Origin of the sequence: Ruegeria conchae (assembly GCF_000192475.1) — a bacterium.
GTDB lineage: Bacteria > Pseudomonadota > Alphaproteobacteria > Rhodobacterales > Rhodobacteraceae > Ruegeria > Ruegeria conchae.
The window spans coordinates 125024-146521 of the sequence record NZ_AEYW01000025.1; the positions used below are offsets into that span (position 1 = coordinate 125024).

Below are 21498 nucleotides of genomic sequence, written 5' to 3' on the forward strand. Positions count from 1 at the left end.
TAACGCATCATAACCGCTTTGTGGCTTGGCATTTTTTGCGACCCGGCTACCTTTGCGGAAGGCAGCATGTGCGACCATAGGTGAGTGACCGATGCGATTTCTGCGGCAAAGCCTTGTAGGTGTGTTCCTGGCGTTTCTGACGCTGGGCCTGTTGATCGTGGCTGTACAGATGATCTCGGGCGCGGTGCAGGATGTGCTGACGCGGGACAATCAGACCCCCGAGGCGCGGGAACGCATATTCGCCGTCAGTGTCCGCGCCGCCGAACCAGAAACCGTTACGCCCTATCTGGAGGCATTTGGTCAGATCCAAAGTCGCCGTCGGCTGGAGCTGCGCGCAGCCTTGGGTGGACGCGTTGTGTCGCTGGCGGATGATTTCGAAGATGGTGGCACCGTGACGGCTGGTGAGTTGCTGGTTGAGTTGGATCCAGCTGATATGCAGTCAGCCTTAGACCGCGCCAAATCCGATCTTCTGGATGCCCAGTTTGAAGAACGAGATGCAGAACGCTCGCTTCTGCTGGCGCAGGATGAATTGAAATCAGCCGAAGCGCAGGCCGAGCTACGCGACCGGGCTCTTCAGCGTCAACAAGACCTACAGACACGAGGCGTTGGCGCGGCAGCCAGTGTTGAAGAGGCGGAACTGGCTGCAACATCTGCTCATCAGGCAGTTCTGGCGCGCAGGATTGCGTTGGCGCAGGCTGAGTCTCGGGTCGATCAGGCCACCACACTGTTTGCCCGCGCCCGCATCGCGCTGGAAGGAGCCGAGCGTGATCTGGAAGACATGACGATCCACGCCGGATTTGACGGGACGTTGACTGAGGTCACTTTGGTTGAAGGCCGGTTGGTCGCGGCCAATGAAAAGCTGGCTGAACTTGTGGACCCTAACGCGCTTGAGGTCGCGTTCCGGGTCTCGACCGCGCAATATGTGCGATTGTTGGACGCTCAAGGCGGCTTGATTTCCGCACCAGTCACCGTATCGCTAGAGGTCACTGGGACCGATCTGATCGCCAAGGGCCAAATCAGCCGCGACAGCGGGGCTGCGGGTGAAGGGCAGACCGGGCGTCTGATCTATGCCCGCCTTGATGACGCGCCAGGTTTCAAACCAGGGGATTTCGTCACCGTTTCGGTTGAGGAACAACCGCTGGAGAATGTTGTGCGTCTGCCGTCCTCTGTTCTGGATGCAGCGGGCAACGTGCTGGTGCTTGGTCCGGACGATCGGTTAGAGCCTTTGGCCGTACAACTGATCCGTCGTCAAGGAGATGAAGTATTGCTGCGCGGTGAAGGTCTGGAGGGTCGAGAAGTAGTGATCGGACGAACGCCTCTGTTGGGTTCGGGCGTTCGTGTCCGGCCTCTGCGGGTTGAAGCCAGCACCGAAATTGATCCCGGCATGGTAGAACTCTCCGACGAAAAGCGGGCTCAACTTGTCGCGCAGGTCGAGGCCAGCGAAGGGATGTCACAGACAGATAAGGACCAGGTATTGGGTCAACTGAGCGAGGCAAAGGTACCTGCCGCTCTAGTACGCCGTCTTGATGACAATCGGGCCGGGGGTTAGGCGCCATGATCCGCGAAATTCCCAGCGCGGCAGGCGGTATCCTGAGTTATTTTACCAGGCATCGGACAGCGGCCAATCTGTTGCTGCTGGTCATGTTGGTGTTGGGCATCGCGGCGATTCCCAACATGCGGGCGCAGTTTTTTCCTGATGTGATCCTTGAACGCGTCGATGTGAATGCCGAATGGGAGGGCGCCGGCCCCGAGGATGTCGACAATGGCATCATCCAATTGCTCGAACCGGCACTATTGGCCGTCGAAGGTGTAGCAAGTACCGAATCAACTTCGCGCGAAGGATCGGCACAGGTCCGGCTTGAGTTCGAACCAAACTGGGATATGTCCCGCGCAGTCGAAGAGGTTCGGACGGCCGTCGACAGTGTCACCAACCTGCCCGAAGACGCCGAGGAGCCGACAATTCGGCGCGGGGCCTGGCGTGATCGTGTCACGGATGTGGTCATCACTGGCCCCATCGAGGCAGAGCAATTGGCTAAGTTCACCGATGAACTGATCAGCCGCCTCTTTGCCGCCGGGGTTACGCGCACTACGATCCGCGGCTTGGCCGCACCGCGCGTGGTGGTCGAGGTGCCCACAGTGCAGCTGATCGCCAATGACATTTCACTCTCGGATATCGCGGCGGCCATCGCTGCCGAAGTCACAGCTAACCCTGCAGGCGATGTCTCGGGCGCCAATGCGCGCATCCGAACGGGGGTAGAAAAACGCACCCCGGAAGAAATTGAGGGCATCGCCCTACGCAATTTTGCCGACGGCTCAAAGCTTGTTGTAGGGGATGTGGCTGAAATCAGGGTCGAGGGCGTTACGCGCAATCGCAGCTATTTCGTGGGTGAAAATCCTGCAATGTCGATCCGCGTAGATCGTTCCAATCTTGGCGACGCCATTGGCATCCAGCGCGATGTTGAGGATGTGGTGGCCCAGATGCAGGCGAGCCTGCCCGAAGGCATCACGATTGAGCTGATCCGCACACGGGCGCAAGCCATCACCGACCGTCTGGATATTCTGGTGGACAACGGTCTGTTGGGCCTGGGACTGGTGGTGTGCCTGCTCTTCCTGTTCCTCAACGCGAGGATCGCTTTTTGGGTGGCCGCCGGCATTCCGGTTGCGATGTCAGCGGCTATTGCTCTGATGTATCTGGGCGGGCTGTCACTGAACATGGTGTCTCTGTTTGGTCTCATCATCACGCTGGGCATTGTGGTCGATGACGCCATTGTGGTGGGCGAACATGCCGATTTTCGTGCTCGCCGGCTGGGCGAAGCACCGATGGTTGCTGCCGAACGCGCAGCCCGGCGCATGGCGATGCCGGTGTTTGCCGCAACCGTCACAACCGTCATCGCATTCTTTGGATTAACCGCGATCGGTGGCCGATTCGGAGAGTTGATCCGAGACATTCCGTTCACCGTTATTGCGGTCCTGATTGCCTCATTGATCGAGTGTTTTCTGATCCTGCCAAACCACATGGCGCATGCCATCGCACATTCGGCCAAGGAACATTGGTATGACTGGCCAAACCGGGTCGTGAATAGAGGTTTCCGCTGGGTGCGCGATCATTTGTTCCGCCCACTGGTCGCGTGGGTGATCTGGGCGCGCTACGTGGTGGTTGCGTTGATGGTTGTCGTTCTGGCCAGCCAGATCGCTCTGTTCATACGGGGGGATGTGAACTGGCGTTTCTTCAATGCGCCAGAACGCGGCTCGGTCACCGGCAATTTCATCATGGTTGAAGGTGCCACACGTGCCGAGACGCTTGAAATGATGCACATGGTCCAGCGGGCCACCGAAGAACTGGGCCAGATCTACGAAGAACGTCATGGCCGCAATCCCATTGAATATGTTCTGGCGGAAGTTGGTGGATCGGCCGGATGGGGGTTGCGTGCGGCGGATGGGAAGGACAGCGATCTGCTGGGCGGTATCTCGATTGAGTTGATTGATGCCGACCTGCGCCCCTATTCCAGTTTTGAGTTTGTGGGTGAGCTACAGGACTTTGTCCCCCGCCATCCGAAGGTCGAATTGCTCAGTTTCCGCGGCTGGCGCTCAGGCCCCGGTGGCGATGCAATTGACGTGCAATTCTACGGCGCCGATGTGAACACGTTGAAATCCGCGTCCGAAGATTTGCAGGCGGCGCTGTCGAAATACACAGAAGTTTCGGCGCTTGAGGATAATCTGGCGTATGACAAGGAAGAGTTCATTCTGGATCTGACGGCACAGGGCCAGGCGCTGGGTTTCCGCATCGAAACACTTGGCCGCGTATTGCGAAACCGACTGAACGGGATCGAGGCCGCCACTTTCCCGGATGGACCGCGCAGCACCGAGATTCGGATCGAACTGCCCGAGGGCGAGCTGACAGCTGATTTTTTGGAACGCACGCTGATGCGGACGCCCGATGGTGTCTACGTTCCGCTGGCCGATATTGTCTCGGTCGAGCGAAAGTCGGGGTTCTCGACGGTCCGGCGCGAAAATGGTCTGCGCTTGATCTCGGTGAACGGCGACATTTCCGAGGATGATCCGGCGCAAGCCGCCGAGATTGCTCGTGCGATGCAGGAGGAAATTCTGCCCAACATTGCCTCCGAACGTCAGGTTGAATGGCGCATGGCAGGTCTGAGCGAACAGGAGGATGAGTTTCTCTCGGAGGCGCGCACCGGGCTAATCCTGTGTCTGACCGGGATTTATCTGGTTCTGGCATGGGTCTTTGCCAGCTGGACGCGGCCATTGGTGGTCATGGCGATCATACCCTTCGGCCTCGTGGGCGCGATTTGGGGGCATTACCTTTGGGATGTGCCGCTGAGCATGTTCACCGTTGTCGGCCTGTTGGGCATGACCGGGATCATCATCAACGACTCGATCGTGTTGGTGACCACGATCGATGGGTATCAACAGGAACGTGGGCTGGTACCGTCGATTGTTGAAGGCACCGCAGACCGGCTGCGACCGGTGATGCTGACCACCTTGACCACTGTGCTGGGCCTGACGCCTTTGATGTACGAAAGCTCACAACAGGCACAGTTCTTGAAGCCTACCGTGATCACTCTGGTCTACGGGCTGGGCTTCGGGATGGTGCTGATCCTGTTGCTGGTACCCGCTCTGCTGGCGATCCTGAACGATGTCTCACGTCCGATGACTGCAATGCGGCGTGCCTTACGAGCGCCGGATCGAGTGGTGCGCACAGCCGTTCGCACAACAGGCGCAGCGCTGGCGGTTTGGTTAGGGGTATCAATGATCTGGCCTGCCGTTACGGGTGAACCGATGGTGCTGCTTTCAGACTTCTACCCAACCCCGGATGGGCCAATTGTGTTGCAATTGGGCTTTGGCGTCTTTGCCGCCGGAGCGACGGTGATCCTGTTGTTGGGAGTGCTGCTGTCGAGCTTGTTATACGCACGATTGTCAGGTCGCGCCGAGGCTTGATCGCAAGACCGCAAGCTGCAGCAAGTCGGGTACGCGGCTACTCATGGGAAGGTCACGGGCTTTGATCTGATCGACGGGGAACCACTGCGCGTCCCGCGCGTCATCTGCAGCAACAGGCGTACCCGAAGTGTAGCGACACGCGACACCAACCAACAGATAATGCGCCCGGATCAGCCCTTCGCCGTCGCGCAGAAGCAAATCCAGATTATCGAGATACTCTATCGGTTCGGCAATCACGCTCGTCTCTTCCCGCAGCTCACGGGCGGCGGCGGCCAAAACAGTTTCACCCCATTCCACATGGCCACCGGGAAAACCCCACAACCCTGCGTCGGGTTGCTTGTTGCGCTGAACCAACAGCACCTGATTTTCATGAACAACTACGGCCAACGCGCCAATCTTAGGAGTTTGACTCATCCGATCAGCCTGCGCTGCATCCCTGTATGTCTACAGCGTGGTTCGCCCCGAGCACAGTGATTCGCACTTCAGACCGATCCAGCGCAAACGGCCCACCCGAGGCGCTGATGACCTCGGAACTGGTGATTAAGGTTTTGCCCTGGCGATGTGTTTCGGGTTGCGAAGCCCAGAGCATCGGGTTTCCCGGTTCGATTATGGCGAATTCGGACCCGCCTGCAGAGGGCATGGTGATATGCGCTTCGATCCGCATTCCATCCGAAGTGGGTGTCAGGTGGCAGGTTGCGTTCACCACGCCAGCCTCACGCTCGGAAAACGGGCGCTGGGCAAGGGCTGCTGCTATAGCCGGATGGCGACCGGCCTTTGCATCCAGTGTGTGGTCAAAATCCAGCTTACCCGGTACACAGACATCTTTGCAGACACCCAAATCCATCTCACCGCGCAAACGAACGGGTTTTGCAGGGTTCTTAGGTGTGATCTCAACGGGAAGTACCAGTTGATCCTCATACCCGACCGAGCGCAGCCCATTTTGATCGAACACATGCGGTGCGGGCCACGTGATCGCGATATCCGCTATGTTGCCAGAGCCTGTCCAATTGAACTGCGGCGGAATGCCCGCATCACCCGGCGCACGCCAATAGGTTTTCCAGCCTTCCTTCAGCGTCAGATGCAAAGCGCCTTGATAGGTGCCCTTGGCGGTCCGGCCACCGTCCAGAACCTCAAGCTGCACCAGGCTACCAACCCCTTGAGCCATCGCAGGCAAGCCAAAGCAAAGAGTGGCCGTCAGACCGGCTGCGGCGGATTTCGAAAGCAGTTTCATGTGCAGAACATGCGCATTCTGAGCTTAAATGCCAAGTCACGTTCCGGTCACTTAGGTGAAATGCCCAGAAATCCCAGCTGGTCCCTTGCCATTCCCCGGCATGCGGGTTCATTCTGGTGTCATCCTATGGCGCAAGAGAAGTTTGCTGATGGACCTTACGGGAAAACTGTTGATTGCTATGCCCGGCATGGGCGACCCACGATTCGAACATTCGGTCGTCTATATCTGCAGCCATGGCGAAGATGGCGCGATGGGTTTGATTGTCAACAAGCCTTCAGATTTGCGGATCAAGACCTTGCTGGAACAGCTCAACATCCCGTGCCGCATTCCGGTTATCGGGGAGCGTCTGGTTCAATTCGGCGGCCCGGTCGAGATGTCGCGTGGCTTTGTGCTGCACAGCGCGGACTACGATGCGAATCTGCATTCGATGCAAATTGCGGAAGATTTCAGCATGACCGCAACGCTCGATGTGCTTGAAGATCTGGCATCAGGCAAGGGGCCGCTGAATTCGATGCTGACTCTGGGCTATTCTGGTTGGGGGCCGGATCAGCTTGAGGATGAGATCGCCATGAATGGCTGGTTGACGACCGAAGCGTCCTCGAAACTTGTTTTCGATGTTCCGGATGACGAGAAATGGGAGGCCGCTTTGGCCACGCTGGGAGTTGACCCTCTGACGCTCTCTGCCAGCGCAGGCCGCGCCTAATCGCGGGGGGCCGCCGCGCGGCGAAGGCGGTCGTTGATGGCTGCACCCAACCCATGATCTGGGATCGGTGAAACAGCAATCGGTCGGCCTGTTGCATTCAGCTTGTGTAGCGCCGCGAACAGGTTGGCGGCGGCTTCGGCAAGATCGCTGCTATCTGAAAGGTTCAGATCACAGGTGACATCTCCGAATCCCAGCAAAACTTCGGCGCCTTGTGTGGCTTGTGCGTTCAGGCGAACGGGCGCATCCGGCGCGTAGTGGGATTGCAATTGCCCCGGCGCAGTCAGCAGATCACCCAGCTGGTGATGATGCAATTCCGTTTGCAAAATCTCTTCGATTCGTTCCAGCGCCACACCACCTGGCCGCAGCAGAGCAGGGGCTCCGGCCAGACCGACAATGGTGGATTCAAGCCCAACCCCGCAGGGCCCATCGTCCAGAATGGCAGCGATGCGCCCCTCCAACCCAGTTCGGACATGGGCCGCTGTGGTCGGGCTGATCTGCCCAGACGGGTTAGCCGAGGGGGCCGCCACTGGGCCATCAAATGAGGCCAGCAAGGCGCGTGCGGTGCGATGGGCGGGCACCCGAACGGCCAAAGTATCCAGCCCCGCCGTGACGAGTGATGAAATCCCGTGATCATCCTGCAAGGGGAGAACCATTGTGAGTGGACCGGGCCAGAAGGCTTGCGCCAATTGCTCGGCCTGATCGGTCCATTCAACAAACCTTTTTGCAATTTCGGTTGAGGCTACATGGGCGATCAAGGGGTTGAAGCTGGGCCGTCCCTTGGCCTCATAGATTGCGGCCACGGCTTCGCCGTTCCGCGCATCGCCGCCTAGACCATAGACAGTCTCGGTCGGGAAGGCGACCAACAGCCCCTGCCGCAACAGGTCGGCGGCCTTGGCGATGCCGTCGGCTTCTGCTGATAAGTCTTGAGTGCCGAGAAGGGTCATAGGTCGTGACGCCGCGTTTTGGTTGCTTGCAGTTCAGGTCACGGTAGGTAATCGTGCCAGCCCAGATGAATACCGGCGTGGGGCCGGGATTCCAACCCCACGCTGACAAACTGCCAGACTCAGAGGGAAACCATGCCCTATCGTGCCCCGATCTCAGACTATGAATTCCTGTTTCGCAACGTGATCGGTTTTGACCAGATCGCCGCGACCGAGAAATTCTCGGAGGCCAGCGATGACGTTGTCAGCGCCATTCTGACCGAGGCCGGGAGAATGTGCGAAGAGATCATGGCCCCGCTGCAGCGACCAGGTGATCTGGAACCCGCCCGGTTGGAGAACGGAGTATTGCGAACGTCTCCGGGCTATGCAGAAGGCTGGAAAGCAATTGCCGAAGGCGGTTGGATCGGGATGAGCGGCGACCCCGAATATGGCGGCATGGGCCTGCCGATGACCATGACCACGGCTGTGAACGAGATGATGAGCGCGGCCTGCCTGTCGTTGCAACTAGCACCCCTGATGACTCAGGGCCAGATCGAGGCGCTGGAGCACCACGCGAGCGACGAGTTGAAGGCGCTCTATCTGCCCAAGATGATGGCGGGCGAATGGTCGGGCACCATGAACCTTACCGAACCACAGGCCGGATCGGATGTGGGCGCGCTGACTTCGAAGGCCGAGGATAATGGCGATGGCACATATTCGGTGACCGGCCAGAAGATCTATATCTCTTGGGGCGACAACGACTTTGCCAAGAATGTTTGCCATCTGGTTCTGGCCCGTCTGCCGGACGGTGTGCCGGGGACGAAGGGGATTTCGCTGTTTCTGGTGCCGAAATACATCCCCGATGAAAATGGCAATCCTGGCGTTGCCAACGATTTGAAAGTCGTCTCGCTGGAACACAAGATGGGCCTGCACGGGTCCCCCACCTGCGTGATGCAGTATGACGGTGCCAGAGGCTGGCTGGTCGGCAAAGAACATGGCGGGATGGCCGCGATGTTCACCATGATGAACAACGCACGTCTGGGCGTTGGTGGTGAGGGCGTCGGTGTGGCCGAAGGGGCCTATCAGCACGCGCTTGCCTATGCGTTGGAACGCAAGCAAGGCAAGACGCCCTCGGGTACGATCATCGATCACGCGGATGTACGGCGGATGCTGATGTCAATGCGCGCGGATGTATTTGCCGCGCGAGCAATCATGCTGGCCAATGCAGCTGCGATCGACATGGCGCAGGCCACGGGTGAGGCCGATTGGGCTGCAAGGGCCGCTTTGCTGACGCCAATCTGCAAGGCCTTCGGGACGGAAACCGGGATGCGCGTGTCCGAGACCGGCGTTCAAGTCCATGGTGGCATGGGCTTCATCGAAGAAACCGGCGCGGCGCAATACTACCGCGATGTCCGCGTGACCGCGATCTATGAGGGCACCAATGGCATTCAAGCCATGGACCTTGTGGCACGCAAGATGATGGATGGGGGTGAGGCGGCTTCGAACCTGCTGGATGAGATTGAGGATCAGGCCGAGAAAGCCCGCGCCACGATGCCCGAGCTTGCCGGTCCTGTGTGGGAGGCATCTGAGTCACTGCGTGAAGCCACCGAGTGGATCGTCGCGCAATCAGACATGAATAACCGCTTTGCCGGGGCGTCAGCCTATCTCAAGGCCTTTGCGCGGGTGCTGGGCGGGCATTACCACCTGTCGGCGGCTTTGGCCGACCCCGACGGACCGCGCGCAAAACTGGCGCGCTACTACATCAACGCGCTGTTGCCCGAGCATTCAGGCTTGCTGGCACAGGCGCAGAACGGGGCTGATGACCTTTATGCGCTCAGCGCAGAGGAGTTGGCGGTTTGATGGATGGCGAGGGGCCTCAGGTGATGCGTTATCCGTGGGCTGAACCGCCTGCACCCGGCGAATGGGTCGAGGTTGCAGAAGGTGTTCTGTGGATCAGGCTGCCTTTGCCCATGGCGCTGGATCATGTGAATGTATATGCGCTGGATGATGGCGACGGCTGGACAATCGTCGACACCGGGCTTTCTTCGAAGAAAACACGTGCCATCTGGCAGACCCTGATCGAAGGGCCTCTGGCCGGAAAGCCCGTCCACCGGGTTGTGGTCACGCATCATCATCCTGACCACGTCGGCAATGCGGGCTGGTTCCAGTCCGAACATGGCGCCGAGCTTGTGACCAGCCGCACCGCTTGGTTGTTCGCCCGCATGCTGACGCTGGATGTGCAGGAGAACTGGCCGAAGGAAACGCTCGATTACTACCGCAGCGCCGGGATGGATGCGGATGTGCTGGCGGGCCGGATGGCTGAACGTCCCTTCAACTTTGCCGACACCGTCTACCCCATGCCGCTGGGCTTTACCCGTGTTAAACAAGGCGACGTGATCCGCATGGGCGGGCGCGACTGGGATGTTCATATGGGCAACGGCCACGCGCCCGAACACTGTACCTTTTGGAGCCGCGACGACAATCTGGTGTTGACCGGAGATCAGATTCTCAGCTCGATTAGCTCGAATTTGGGTGTCTATGCGACCGAGCCGATGGCAGACCCGGTTGCTGATTGGCTGGAAGCCTGCGAACGCCTGCAACCTTTGGCCCGTCCAGATCATCTGGTTCTGGGCGGGCACAAGCTACCCTTCACCGGGTTGCCGATCCGGATGCGTCAGCTTATCGACAACCATCACGGCGCGCTCGAACGTTTGCTAAGCGATCTAGACCAGCCCAAGACCGCAGCCGAGTGCTTTGCCCCGTTGTTCAAACGTCAGATCAAAGGCGGCGAATACGGCCTCGCGCTGGTCGAGGCGGTTGCACATACGAACCATCTCTACCACATTGGAGCCGTCACCCGGACGCGCCGCGCGGACGGGGCGTGGGAATATCAGCGCAAAGGGTAAAGCAATGGACAAGATCGAAACATCGGCCGAAGCGGCGGAATCCGCAGCATTACCCCGTTGCTATGAGGTGCATGCCAACCCGGAAGAGGCATCGGGTAACAAAGATTTGCCCAAGCCGTTGCAAAAGCCGGTCGAAACCAAGAGCCCTGCTCAATGGGCCTATGAGCGGCTGATCATGTATATCCAGAATTTCGAAAAGACGTTGGATGGCGATCACGAGGTTGCCATGGGCTTTACCGGGGGCGACGCGGGTGTCATGCGGATCGAGGGCATGGGCTACTTTGATCCCGATATCATCACCTTTTATGGCTCGGACGGCGGCGGTGCCAAAACCCAGCTGGTTCAGCATGTCAGCCAGTTGAATGTGATGCTGCGCGCATTGCCCAAGACGGTCGAAGACAAACCGGCCAATCGCATCGGATTCCGGCTGGCGGCTGATCTGGAAGACAGCTAACGCGCACCCTTGCAATTCACGCTTTCGCAGCCTTGAATGAGTTCACCATTCAGGAGGGCGCCGCGTGACCAATTTCTCAGCCGTAACAACCGCCTATCGCGGCGCTTGGGCCCAGCGGCGTGTCTTTGTGCCTGTCTATGTTGCCGTGCGGTTGTTGCTGGTTGCATTGATCGCCCCCGGCGTTGCCATTGCCGTCAATCTGGCCGTTTCACTGTCGGATCAATCCGCATTGACAGACCAGGACATTGCTATGTTCTTGCTGTCGCCTGCAGGGTTCATCGCGGCGGTTGCGGTGCTCAGCCTGTTCCTGCTTGCTGAAGTCTTTGTTTTCTCTGTCATGGCAGGATCGCTGCGAATGGGTGAGAACGACCCGTGGCGCGCGGGCAGCGCTTCGATCCGCCTGATCTTGACGCGCGTACCTGCGCTTTTCGGATTTGCTGCGCGGTTTATTCTGAGGGTGCTCTTATTGGCTTTGCCGTTTGTAGTTGTGGCCGGTGTGATCGCGTGGTGGACGCTCACGGAATACGACATCAACTATTACCTCACCTTCCATCCGCCTTCGTTCTGGGTGGCGGTGGTTCTGATCGGCTTTGTGGTGCTCTGCCTGGCCTGGGTTCTGATCCGCAGGCTTTCGGCCTGGGCGCTGGCTCTGCATCTTGTGTTGTTTGAAGATTGCGAACCTGCCGAAGCCTTCGCGATTAGTACTGATCGGATGGAGGGTAAACGCGGCCGCCTTAAGATTGAACTGGCCCTGTGGCTTGCGATCCGTCTGTTCATTGCGGCGCTCATCGCGGGTGCCGCCGGGGTGCTGTTTGATCTGGTGCCGTTGCAAGAAAGCGCGAACCTGCGTTTTGCGCTGATTTTCAGTTTTATTGTCGCGGGCTTGTGGTCATTGGCAGGGCTTGTGCTCGCTGCAATAGCACTGGGTGCACTGGCGGTATTGTTGGATGGGTTCTTCGAAACGCAAGCCAACGAGGTTCCCCACCCGGAGCCGGGCAACCTACGCGCGCCGCTCTATGCGGTTGTGGGTGGCGCAACTATTGCTTTGCTGATCGGCCTATGGTCCGGGCAGGAATTGCTCGAGCGTATTCAAGCGCCCGACCATGCCGATGTCATTGGCCATCGGGGCGCGGCGGCGATACGGCCGGAAAACACCATGGCTGCGGTGTTGAAGGCGATCGAAGATGGCGCCGACTGGGTCGAGATCGATGTTCAGGAAACAGCAGACGGTGTGGTTATCATCGCGCATGACAGTGATTTCATGAAATTGGCCGGTGTGCCGCTCAAGGTCTGGGATGCGACGATGGAGGATGTGGCCGAGATCGATATCGGCAGTTGGTTCGGCCCGGAAAACGCCTCGGAACGGACGCCGACGCTGTATGATGTACTTGAGGCTGCCAAAGGTAAGTCCAAAGTCATTATCGAGCTGAAATACTACGGCCATGACGTCGATCTGGAAAACCGCGTCGCTGCGATTGTCGAAGAACTTGAGATGCAGGACGATATCGCCACCATGTCCCTGAAGTATCCTGCGGTGCAGAAAATGAAAGCGCTGCGCCCGGGTTGGCGCGCAGGAGTATTGGCCGCCACCGCGATTGGCAATTTGTCGGGGCTTGAGGGCGATTTTGTAGCTGTGAACGCAGCAACGGTGTCTCCGGGTCTGATCCGATCGGTCCACGATGCGGGCAAGGATATCTATGTCTGGACGGTGAACGACCCATTGCAAATGTCGGCCATGGCCTCGATGGGGATCGACGGGCTGATTACCGACCGTCCCGCGATGGCCCGCGAAGTGTTGCGCGTCCGCGCTGAAATGGGGCCGGGGGAGCGGTTGATGTTGTGGCTGGCAACGACCTTTGGCCTGTCGATCGAAACCTCTGAGATGCGCGATGCAAACCCATAGACTCGCCGCCCTTTTGGCCTGCTGCGTGCTTCCCGCCAATGCGCAGGACTTGATGCGCAGCGTTGAAATGCCCGCGCACAGGGCGTTGGTCGAGTCAATGGAAGGCGCTGAGTTGACCCCGTTTGAAACCGATGGCTGCTCGGGTGGATTATCGTCAAGTTGGCGACTAGTCGCTGAGACCTTCCCCAAGTTCAGCTTGCTGTACGAAGAGCATCCTCCATGGGAGTATTGCTGCGTCATACATGATCGCGCCTATCATAACGCGGGTGGTGCGTCACAGGCCGAAGCCAGTTTTGATGCGCGTCTTGCTGCTGATGAAGGACTGCGCCTTTGCGTCGAAGCCCACGGTGATACCCATGCCGAGGACTATGCTGCGCGCTATGATATGACGCCGGATCAGATTCGCTCGGTCCATTCGATTACATCCGAGGCAATGTTCCTTGCGGTACGCTTTGGTGGTGGTCCGTGCAGCGGTCTGCCCTGGCGCTGGGGGTTTGGTTATCCCGGCTGCACGATCTTTGGTCCAACTGCGCGCGAATGACGTCGTGACAGGCCCTGATTTTTACATTATTCAGCATTCCAAACACGCGAATTGGGATTCTTTGAAACATGGCTGAACATAAGCACGGCGAGATGGACATCACCGTTCAAACCAAAACCTTCGACGGGTTCATCAAATTCACCACCTGGTTTGTGGTGGCATGTATCTTCCTTTGTATTTTCCTGGCGGTATTTGCGGCCTGATCATTTTCTGCGGCGTACCACCCATGTTCAGGATTTTGATAGCCTGTCTGCTTGCGGTGACAGTTGCTGGGTGCGCTGGTTCACAGCGCCCGCAGGCAGAGTCCTTTGAAATCGTATCCCGGTCTTATCGTGATCCGGGGCCATCGACACTGACGCTCTATACAATGATCAGCACGCGCACCGGGTCGGGGGCGCATACGTCGCTGATGATCAGTGGTAGCGAGAGGGTGATTTTTGATCCTGCGGGATCCTTCCGTGCCGACGTAGTACCGATTAAGAATGATGTGCTTTACGGCATTACGCCAAATGTCGAGCGTGCCTATCGCAGCAGTCACGCGCGCGAGACGCATTATGCCCGTATCCAAACTATCCAAGTGACGCCACAACAGGCGGAAATCGCGCTTCAACTGGCCAAACAGATGGGCCCAGTTGCCGGGGCATTCTGCGCGAATTCAACGGCACAGCTTTTGCAGCAGGTTCCAGGGTTCGAGCAGATAAGCACCACATTCTACCCGGTGAAACTGTCCGACCAGTTTGGCCAGATACCGGGTGTTGTCACGACGGAGTATCGCGAAAATGACTCGGCCGATCTGCAGCAGGGTCTAGCCGAAAATAACGCGCGCCTGAACCAGATTGAAGCAGCCTCAAGCAACTAGGTAGAGCAAACCATAAAGCGTGGCGGCGCCCGTAAAAATCGCCGCCAGAACGTTCTTTGTGACGTACCCGACTGTTAACGCAACAGCAGCAGCTGACATGCGCGGCAAATCAGGCTGGCCGTCGGTGGCGGATGGCCAGACCACAAGTGGCGCGATCAGGGCAGGAATAATCGCGACTGCCGTATAGCGCAGGTGGCGCAGCAGCCAGGGCGGCATCGGGCGATCCCCAACCAGACCGATAAATGTGAATCTTAGAAGGTAGCTGCCAATCGCAAGGCCGATGATTATGATCCAGATGGTGGTGCTATCGATCTGCGTCATGACTTATTCCGTTCCAGCATCAGTTCGATCTGTGCACCGGCGACCATTCCTGCGGCACCTGCGATTAGAAGGCCTAGATTGAATGGCACAGCAACCGTCAGCAAGGCCACCACGATCGCAACCAATGCCGCAACCACATGGGCCAACGTGCGCATCATTGGCCCGATCATGGCCAGAAAGGTGATTGGCAAAGCGAAATCCAAGGCCCAACTTTCTGGTATCTGCGTTCCCAGAACCGCGCCCAGATACGTGCCCAAGACCCAAAGCGGCGTAATCGGTGTGACCGAGCCAAAGAAATAGATCATGCGCTGTGGCACGGTCATATCGGGTTCTTTTTCAAACCGGATCATCGAGCAAGCATAGGATTGATCGACGATCAGATAGGCCGCGCAGGCGCGCTGCCACAGTGGCGCTGCGCCCAGATAGGGAGTTAGCGAGGCCGAATACATTGCAACCCTCAAATTCACCGCCAGCGCAGAAATCAGGACGATCACGGTGGGCGTATTGTCCTGCAGCAATTGCAATGCGGTGAATTGCGCAGCACCCGCAAACACGGTGGCGGAAAAGGTCATGGTCTGAATGATGTTCAACCCCGCCTCGGTTGCAAAGACTCCGAACAGCAGGCCGAACGGCATGGCGACGAAGACGAATGGTGCCCCGTCGCGAAAACCTTTCCAGAAGTATGACTTGGGTGTGGCAGAGGCCATGGCTAAATCCTATGGTGTTGCGTGCAGCAGTAGCCGTCTTGGGAAGGGGTTGCAATTGGCCAAGGAATTCGACCTGTCAGACTACCTTATTGCCCCTGATCCGGGCGCGGCGCGACTGACCCGTGCGGTGGAAGGCGTAGATCAGAATGGAGAGGTCAGCCAGATCTCGGTAGTCGAGGAGCGCCCGTTGACGATCTTTCTAAATTCGCAGGAAATCGTGACCGCGATGACCATCGGAGACTACCCCGAATATCTCGCACTGGGGTTTTTGCGTAATCAGGGCATGCTGCTGGCCGATGATCAGATCACGCGGGTCGATTACGACGATGATCTGGAAACCGTTGTCGTGCGCACCGCGCGTGAGACTTCGTATGAGGACAAGCTGAAGAAGAAGACGCGGACAAGTGGCTGCGCAGTGGGTACCGTTTTTGGCGACATGATGGAGGGGTTGGAGGACGTGCTTTTGCCGCAGGTCTCGGTGCGCACCTCGTGGCTCTATGATCTGGCAGCCAAGATCAATCGCACGCCGTCGCTGTATCTTGAGGCCGGGGCGATCCATGGCACCGTGCTGTGCTGTGAGAGCCGCCCTCTGGTCTATATGGAGGATGTGGGCCGCCACAACGCCGTCGACAAGATCGCGGGTTGGATGTTGTCCGAGGGAGAGGGCGCCGAAGACAAGATCCTCTATACAACCGGTCGCCTGACCTCGGAGATGGTGATCAAAACGGCAATGATGGGGATCCCGGTTCTCGCTTCGCGGTCGGGCTTCACCGCCTGGGGCGTTGAAATTGCGCGAGAGGTCGGCCTTACGCTGATCGGTCGCATGCGCGGGCAGCGGTTTGTATGTTTGTCTGGCGAAGATCGTTTGGTACGTGACGTTGATCCGACATCCGTGGCTGCCGAAGACACGAAGCATCGCAGGAAAAGTGCCAATGGCTGAACGGACACCAAAACTGTTCGGCGTTATTTTGGCAGGTGGCCTGGCGACCCGAATGGGGGGAGGCGACAAGGGGTTGTTGCAGATCGGTGGGGTTAGCCTGCTGGATCGTGTGATCAATAGGTTCTCGCCTCAGGTCGAGGCTCTGGCTCTGAATGCCAACGGGGACGCCTTGCGATTTAATGAACTGGGGTTGCCCGTGATTGCGGATTCGATCGATGGCTTTGCGGGACCACTTGCCGGTGTTCTCGCTGGACTTGATTGGGCTGCAGAACAGGGTGCCCAGTCCATTGTGACAGTCGCCGCTGATACACCGTTCTTTCCGCGAGATCTGGTGGCGCAACTGGTGCGGGCTTCCGAAGGGCAAAAGCACCCTCTTGTTCTGGCAACCACTCCGCGAACTGGCGAAGAGGCCTTGAAATCGGGCGGGTCCAGGCGAGTGAACAGGCACCCGACATTTGGTCTCTGGCCTGTTGCGTTGCGCGATGATCTGCGGGCGGCACTTGAGGGTGGTTTGCGCAAGGTTGTCCTTTGGACTGACCAGCATGACGGGCGAGAAGCGCTGTTTTCGGCCCAGCCGTTTGATCCCTTCTTCAACGTCAACACACCCGATGATCTGGTACGCGCTGAAACCCTGTTGGAGCTGGCATGAGACTCTACGGCGTCATCGGTTGGAAAAACGCGGGCAAAACCGGGCTGGTAGAGCGGCTGGTGGACGAAATCACTGGACGTGGGTTTACCGTCTCTACCATTAAACATGCCCACCACAGTGTCGATGTCGACCAGCCGGGAACAGACAGTTACCGGCATCGCTTGGCTGGGGCGTCCGAAGTGCTTTTGGCATCGGGTCAGCGTGTTGCTCTGATGCAGGAATTGCGCGGAGCACCAGAGCCAAAACTGGATATCTTGTTGGCACGCTTGTCTCCGGTTGATCTGGTGCTGATTGAAGGGTTCAAGCGTGAACACCACCCCAAAGTGGAGGCATTTCGTACAGCGCCTGGAAACCCGCTGATCGCGACGGAAGATGACTCGATCCGTGCGGTTGCCAGTGATACGCCATTGAAGCTGGATCGCCCTGTTTTTGATTTGAACGATACGGCGGCAATTGCTGATTTCATTCTTGGGGAGGTCGGACTATGAGCAAGCCGGACATATCGCCTCCACCCCTGCGCAATGATTGCTTTGCCTTGCCCGCCGGGGTGAACTGGACGCCGGTCGACGACGCACTGGCATTGCTCCGGGACAGATTGACCGTGGTAACAGGGGTCGAAAGCGCGCCGCTGATGCAGGCCGCCGGTCGCATTCTGGCAGAAGATGTGCAGGCCAAACGGTCAAACCCACCACAGCCCAACACCGCTGTTGATGGATACGGATTTGCCGGACCAGTGGCGGATGGCCCTTGTGTCTTGCCCTTGGTTGAAGGTCGCGCAGCGGCCGGTGTTCCGTTTGGCGGTAAGGTTCCCTCGGGCCATGCCGTACGCGTGTTGACCGGGGCTGCGCTTCCGGAGGGTGTTGATACGGTTATTCTGGAAGAGGATGTGACCCTCGATCAGGGTCACATTGCGTTCCGAGGTCCATTGAAAAAAGGTGCAAACGCACGAAAGGCTGGCGAAGACGTGGTCGAAGGTGCGCTGGCCTTGCCTGCAGGGCGACGGCTGACACCCGCTGATTTGGCACTTTTGTCGGCAATTGGGTTGGCCGAAGTGTCGGTGTACAAAGTGCTGCGCGTCGGGGTGCTGTCGACCGGGGACGAATTGGTCGAGCCCGGTGACATTGCCGCACCAGGGCAAATCTACGACGCCAACCGTCCGATGCTGTTATCGCTGGTCGAACGAATGGGGTTTGAACCGGTTGATCTTGGCAGCGCCGAGGACAGCCGGGAGGCGTTGGAGCATCGTCTGAATCATGCCGCTCGGCAGGTGGATGTGATCCTGACCAGCGGTGGGGCCTCTGCCGGGGATGAAGATCACGTCTCAGCCCTGTTGCAAGAGGCTGGGGCGATGCAGGAATGGCGCATCGCACTGAAACCCGGTCGGCCTTTGGCGTTGGGCATGTGGGATCAAACGCCGGTGTTCGGCCTGCCCGGCAATCCGGTGGCCGCAATGGTCTGCACGTTGGTATTCGCCCGCCCCGCGCTGACCTTAATGGCCGGAGCTGGTTGGCAGGAACCGCAAGGTTTCGACGTGCCTGCTGCATTTGAAAAGCGCAAGAAACCGGGCCGCCGCGAATATCTGCGCGCCCGCATCCGTGAAGGACGGGCCGAGGTGTTTCATTCAGAAGGGTCCGGCCGGATAAGCGGGCTGAGCTGGGCCGAAGGGCTGGTTGAAATCGAGGACGGTGCCCGCGATATCCAGCCGGGTGATCCAGTACGATTTATCCCCTACGGAAGCTTTGGGCTCTAATCAGTCGAACGTCCCTGCAACCCGTCCCAGCAGCATAAAAGCGCGCGCGGTACGCGTCTCACCCAATGCGTTCAGTTCGGCGTCGCTGGCGTCGGGTTCGAACTCAACGATCATGTGATCGAAGCGCCGTAGGAAATGGTGTGCCGCATCGCGAAAGATCGGATCCTGTTTCATGCGCGCCGCCGTCAGCGCCAGCGAAGACCGGTCCCGGATACCGCCCAACGCAGCCACCGAACGCCCGCGGGCGCCTTGCGCAAACTGCCGCCAGATCTCGGGCCGGGCCATATCGGGGCGCAGGTCATCCATATAGATGCCTTCCTGACTAAGCAGGGTCAGAACATCCTGTGAGGCCTGAACAAGTTGCGATGCATTGCGATCCTTCAACGCAAGACGCAGCGCGTCGAATCCCGCCTCATCGCTCTGCGTTTCGGGGAAGTTCAGGGCACGGATGAAGATATTGGTTGGCAACGGGGCCGCTATCTCATCCGCAGGCGTGCCAAGTTCCAAGGTGGTTTGATTTGCAGGTTCGGATGCAGGCTTGCTGGCGCGCGCAGGTTCGCTGCGATTGGTTGAGAATGTCGCTAATGCGCTCTCGGTCTTTTTGGCACTTTCGGCGATTTCATCCAGTTTCTTGCCGACCGTCGGTTCATAGGTGCTGGTCGCGCGCTGTTGTTGCACCACATAGCTGTTGCGGATTGCGTCGATAGCGGTTTGCAGACGCGCGCTTTCTTCGCGCATAACGCGACTGGCGCGCATCGTCAACGCTGCAACCCAGATCATCGCCACTGGCATAAACACCGCCAGAAATGTGACGATAAATCCGCCTTCCTGTGCCCCGGGTAGCACCAGAAATACTACTGACACCACCAGCCAGATCAGGCTGAGCACAACAGCCGCGATCTCGATCTCGGTAATCGAGGGATGCGCGGGCCGATCGTAGATTCCCAGCGAGGTCGGTTTCTCGGGTTCTTGCTCGGGCTCAGACCCTGACATGATAAATGCTCCGGTCAGGCGTATTCGATACTCAGAACTTCGTAAGAGCGTACACCGCCGGGGGTGCGAACCTCGACACTGTCGCCTTCATCTTTGCCGATCAGGGCGCGGGCGATCGGGGATTTGATGTTCAGGAGGCCATTTTCAATATTGGCTTCATACTCACCGACGATCTGCCAGGTCTTTTCTTCGTCGGTATCTTCATCAACCAATGTCACCTTGGCGCCAAACTTGATCGCACCCGACAGCTTGGCGGGATCGATGACGTCGGCAAGCGACAGGATGCCCTCAAGCTCTTTGATGCGGCCCTCGATAAAGCCCTGCTTTTCGCGAGCGGAATGGTATTCCGCGTTCTCTTTCAGGTCACCGAGTTCGCGGGCTGAGGCAATCGCCTCGATGATCGCCGGGCGCTCGACGGATTTCAGGTTTTTTAGCTCTGCCTCGAGCGCGGCATTGCCCGAAGGCGTCATGGGGATCTTTTCCATAGTCTTGTCGTCCACGCATAAATGTTACGCCCCGCCGCACAAAAGCGTCGGGGCGAAGGATGGGTTGGCAATTACCTGACCCAAATGGAGCGTGAATTGCAAGAGGGGAGGCGCGGGTTGTCAGTAAACTCGCAACTTAGCGCCGCCGTTTAGGAGGTTGATTGCGCCGGTGGCGCTGCCCCAACAGCTCTCCGCGTCGCCAACGGCTGGCATCGTGCCCAAGCCACAACATCTCAATCATACTGAACCACCTCGAATTCGATGCCGTTGTCGTCGCGGAAATAGAAGCGCCGCCCGGGCTCATAATCAGCGTGGTTGTGAGGTTTGAACCCTGCTTTGCGGACCTTTTCTTCGGTGGCGTCGATATCTTCGACCAGCACGCCCACATGGTTCAATCCGCCCACGATATCATAGCTGCTTTCACTTAATGGCTTCGGATCATCGGGGGCGTAGAGTGCCAGATAGGTGTGAGCGCTGCCCACATGCACTGTGTAGCCACCGGCAATGGCCGGGCCTTCCCAGCGTGTTTTCCAGTCAAAGACTTTCTGCATCCACGCCGCAGATGCCTTTGGGTCGCGGACCGTGAAGTTGGTATGTTCCAGAGTCGCCATCATAGGATCTCCTTCCTGATTTAAGGCTTGTCCCGACTCACCGTAATTTCTAAACCTAACTTTAGGTCAAGGGATATTTTTGGAGAATGTTATGGCTGTTTCCGAAGGATTGGCGATTGGTGCTTTGGCTCGACGGACAGGGTTAGCTGTGTCGGCGATCCGGTACTATGAGGCGCAGGGTTTGATATCTCCGTGGCGAAACGCGGGTGGGCAGCGGCGGTATCAGCGCGCAGATATCCGGCGGCTAAGCTTTGTGATGATCGCCCAGCAGTTCGGCCTGACCCTGCCGGAAATACGGGAAGTGCTTTTGGAACTGCCCGGTAATCGAACACCGACGCCGCAGGACTGGAAAAACATCAGCGAAGGATTGCGCACTCGGCTGGATCAGCGAATCGATACGCTGATGCGGTTGCGCGACAATCTGGACGGCTGTATCGGCTGCGGCTGTCTCAGCTTGCCTAAATGTAAGCTTTACAACCCCGATGACAGGGCAAAATCCCATGGTAGCGGTCCCAGATACCTGATGGGCGATGCGCCAGAGGCTTGATGTGTCGAATAGCGTCATTGTT

General features: G+C 58.3%; 23 protein-coding genes. 15 read left to right on the plus strand and 8 right to left on the minus strand.

Going from position 1 to position 21498, the window contains the following annotated elements; translation table 11 throughout:
• Positions 1–91 precede the first annotated feature (91 nt).
• Both G7G_RS0121900 and G7G_RS0121905 read left to right on the plus strand, forming a co-directional pair.
• Positions 92–1549 (plus strand): efflux RND transporter periplasmic adaptor subunit, encoded by a 1458-nt coding sequence (locus G7G_RS0121900; protein ID WP_010443619.1) that lies wholly within the window; start codon positions 92–94, stop codon positions 1547–1549.
• Positions 1550–1554: 5 nt separating this feature from the next.
• The gene (locus tag G7G_RS0121905) at positions 1555–4956 is read left to right on the plus strand and encodes an efflux RND transporter permease subunit (RefSeq protein ID WP_010443620.1); all 3402 of its coding nucleotides are present in this window, start codon (positions 1555–1557) and stop codon (positions 4954–4956) included.
• Here G7G_RS0121905 and G7G_RS0121910 read toward each other — a convergent pair.
• Together G7G_RS0121910 and G7G_RS0121915 are read right to left on the minus strand one after the other, a co-directional pair.
• Positions 4936–5370, minus strand: a complete 435-nt coding sequence (locus G7G_RS0121910) for an NUDIX hydrolase (protein ID WP_010443621.1) — start codon at positions 5368–5370, stop codon at positions 4936–4938. The two genes, G7G_RS0121905 and G7G_RS0121910, sit on opposite strands and share 21 nt — an antisense overlap.
• A gap of 4 nt (positions 5371–5374) precedes the next feature.
• Complete coding sequence (locus tag G7G_RS0121915) at positions 5375–6187, minus strand: protein-disulfide reductase DsbD domain-containing protein (protein WP_010443622.1); 813 nt, start codon at positions 6185–6187, stop codon at positions 5375–5377.
• 148 nt (positions 6188–6335) lie between these two features.
• Here G7G_RS0121915 and G7G_RS0121920 point away from each other — a divergent pair, with 148 nt between their 5' ends.
• Positions 6336–6890, plus strand: a complete 555-nt coding sequence (locus G7G_RS0121920) for a YqgE/AlgH family protein (protein ID WP_010443623.1) — start codon at positions 6336–6338, stop codon at positions 6888–6890.
• Here the strand turns inward: G7G_RS0121920 and G7G_RS0121925 are convergent.
• The gene (locus tag G7G_RS0121925; protein ID WP_010443624.1) at positions 6887–7834 is read right to left on the minus strand and encodes an L-threonylcarbamoyladenylate synthase; all 948 of its coding nucleotides are present in this window, start codon (positions 7832–7834) and stop codon (positions 6887–6889) included. The two genes, G7G_RS0121920 and G7G_RS0121925, sit on opposite strands and share 4 nt — an antisense overlap.
• A 132-nt stretch (positions 7835–7966) precedes the next feature.
• Here G7G_RS0121925 and G7G_RS0121930 point away from each other — a divergent pair, with 132 nt between their 5' ends.
• From G7G_RS0121930 to G7G_RS0121960, 7 genes are all read left to right on the plus strand, one after another.
• Positions 7967–9670, plus strand: a complete 1704-nt coding sequence (locus G7G_RS0121930) for an acyl-CoA dehydrogenase family protein (RefSeq protein WP_010443625.1) — start codon at positions 7967–7969, stop codon at positions 9668–9670.
• A complete protein-coding gene (locus G7G_RS0121935) occupies positions 9670–10716 on the plus strand; it encodes an MBL fold metallo-hydrolase (RefSeq protein ID WP_010443626.1) in 1047 nt (348 codons plus the stop codon). Before G7G_RS0121930 ends, G7G_RS0121935 begins: the two co-directional genes overlap by 1 nt.
• Positions 10717–10720: 4 nt before the next feature.
• A complete protein-coding gene (locus tag G7G_RS0121940; protein ID WP_010443627.1) occupies positions 10721–11170 on the plus strand; it encodes a DUF6173 family protein in 450 nt (149 codons plus the stop codon).
• A gap of 64 nt (positions 11171–11234) precedes the next feature.
• Entirely contained in the window at positions 11235–13073 is a 1839-nt protein-coding gene (locus G7G_RS0121945; RefSeq protein ID WP_010443628.1) for a glycerophosphodiester phosphodiesterase family protein, read from the plus strand.
• Complete coding sequence (locus tag G7G_RS0121950; protein WP_010443629.1) at positions 13060–13614, plus strand: hypothetical protein; 555 nt, start codon at positions 13060–13062, stop codon at positions 13612–13614. Before G7G_RS0121945 ends, G7G_RS0121950 begins: the two co-directional genes overlap by 14 nt.
• A gap of 68 nt (positions 13615–13682) precedes the next feature.
• Complete coding sequence (locus tag G7G_RS0121955) at positions 13683–13817, plus strand: aa3-type cytochrome c oxidase subunit IV (protein WP_010443630.1); 135 nt, start codon at positions 13683–13685, stop codon at positions 13815–13817.
• A 23-nt stretch (positions 13818–13840) separates the two neighbouring features.
• Positions 13841–14473, plus strand: coding sequence for a hypothetical protein (locus G7G_RS0121960; RefSeq protein WP_010443631.1), 633 nt, complete (start codon positions 13841–13843; stop codon positions 14471–14473).
• On the opposite strand, the gene G7G_RS0121965 is transcribed toward G7G_RS0121960, so the two are convergent.
• Together G7G_RS0121965 and G7G_RS0121970 are read right to left on the minus strand one after the other, a co-directional pair.
• Positions 14462–14794, minus strand: a complete 333-nt coding sequence (locus G7G_RS0121965) for an AzlD domain-containing protein (RefSeq protein WP_010443632.1) — start codon at positions 14792–14794, stop codon at positions 14462–14464. The two genes, G7G_RS0121960 and G7G_RS0121965, sit on opposite strands and share 12 nt — an antisense overlap.
• On the minus strand, positions 14791–15501 hold the full coding sequence (locus tag G7G_RS0121970; RefSeq protein WP_029622268.1) for an AzlC family ABC transporter permease: 711 nt from the start codon (positions 15499–15501) through the stop codon (positions 14791–14793). The genes G7G_RS0121965 and G7G_RS0121970 overlap by 4 nt, the downstream gene beginning before the upstream one ends.
• On the opposite strand from G7G_RS0121970, the gene G7G_RS0121975 reads away from it, so the two are divergent.
• Genes G7G_RS0121975 through G7G_RS0121990 form a run of 4 tightly spaced genes read left to right on the plus strand, consistent with a single transcriptional unit; the run spans position 15500 to position 18840 of the window.
• Positions 15500–16441 (plus strand): formate dehydrogenase accessory sulfurtransferase FdhD, encoded by a 942-nt coding sequence (locus G7G_RS0121975; RefSeq protein WP_238528856.1) that lies wholly within the window; start codon positions 15500–15502, stop codon positions 16439–16441. The two genes, G7G_RS0121970 and G7G_RS0121975, sit on opposite strands and share 2 nt — an antisense overlap.
• Positions 16434–17090 (plus strand): molybdenum cofactor guanylyltransferase MobA, encoded by a 657-nt coding sequence (mobA, locus tag G7G_RS0121980; protein ID WP_010443635.1) that lies wholly within the window; start codon positions 16434–16436, stop codon positions 17088–17090. Before G7G_RS0121975 ends, mobA begins: the two co-directional genes overlap by 8 nt.
• Positions 17087–17578, plus strand: coding sequence for a molybdopterin-guanine dinucleotide biosynthesis protein B (mobB, locus tag G7G_RS0121985; RefSeq protein WP_010443636.1), 492 nt, complete (start codon positions 17087–17089; stop codon positions 17576–17578). The genes mobA and mobB overlap by 4 nt, the downstream gene beginning before the upstream one ends.
• On the plus strand, positions 17575–18840 hold the full coding sequence (locus G7G_RS0121990) for a molybdopterin-binding protein (RefSeq protein WP_010443637.1): 1266 nt from the start codon (positions 17575–17577) through the stop codon (positions 18838–18840). The genes mobB and G7G_RS0121990 overlap by 4 nt, the downstream gene beginning before the upstream one ends.
• Here the strand turns inward: G7G_RS0121990 and G7G_RS0121995 are convergent, their stop codons facing one another.
• The 3 genes from G7G_RS0121995 to G7G_RS0122005 all read right to left on the minus strand — a co-directional run bounded on the left by G7G_RS0121995 (position 18841) and on the right by G7G_RS0122005 (position 20932).
• Positions 18841–19833: a hypothetical protein gene (locus G7G_RS0121995; RefSeq protein WP_010443638.1), complete on the minus strand. Its 993-nt coding sequence runs from the start codon at positions 19831–19833 to the stop codon at positions 18841–18843. It lies immediately after the preceding gene.
• 14 nt (positions 19834–19847) lie between these two features.
• Positions 19848–20318 carry a transcription elongation factor GreA gene (gene greA / locus G7G_RS0122000; protein WP_010443639.1) on the minus strand — a complete coding sequence of 157 codons (471 nt, stop codon included), beginning with the start codon at positions 20316–20318 and terminating at the stop codon, positions 19848–19850.
• 233 nt (positions 20319–20551) lie between these two features.
• Complete coding sequence (locus G7G_RS0122005; RefSeq protein ID WP_010443640.1) at positions 20552–20932, minus strand: VOC family protein; 381 nt, start codon at positions 20930–20932, stop codon at positions 20552–20554.
• Between the two features lie 88 nt (positions 20933–21020).
• On the opposite strand from G7G_RS0122005, the gene soxR reads away from it, so the two are divergent.
• On the plus strand, positions 21021–21476 hold the full coding sequence (gene soxR / locus G7G_RS0122010; RefSeq protein WP_010443641.1) for a redox-sensitive transcriptional activator SoxR: 456 nt from the start codon (positions 21021–21023) through the stop codon (positions 21474–21476).
• Positions 21477–21498 lie beyond the last annotated feature (22 nt).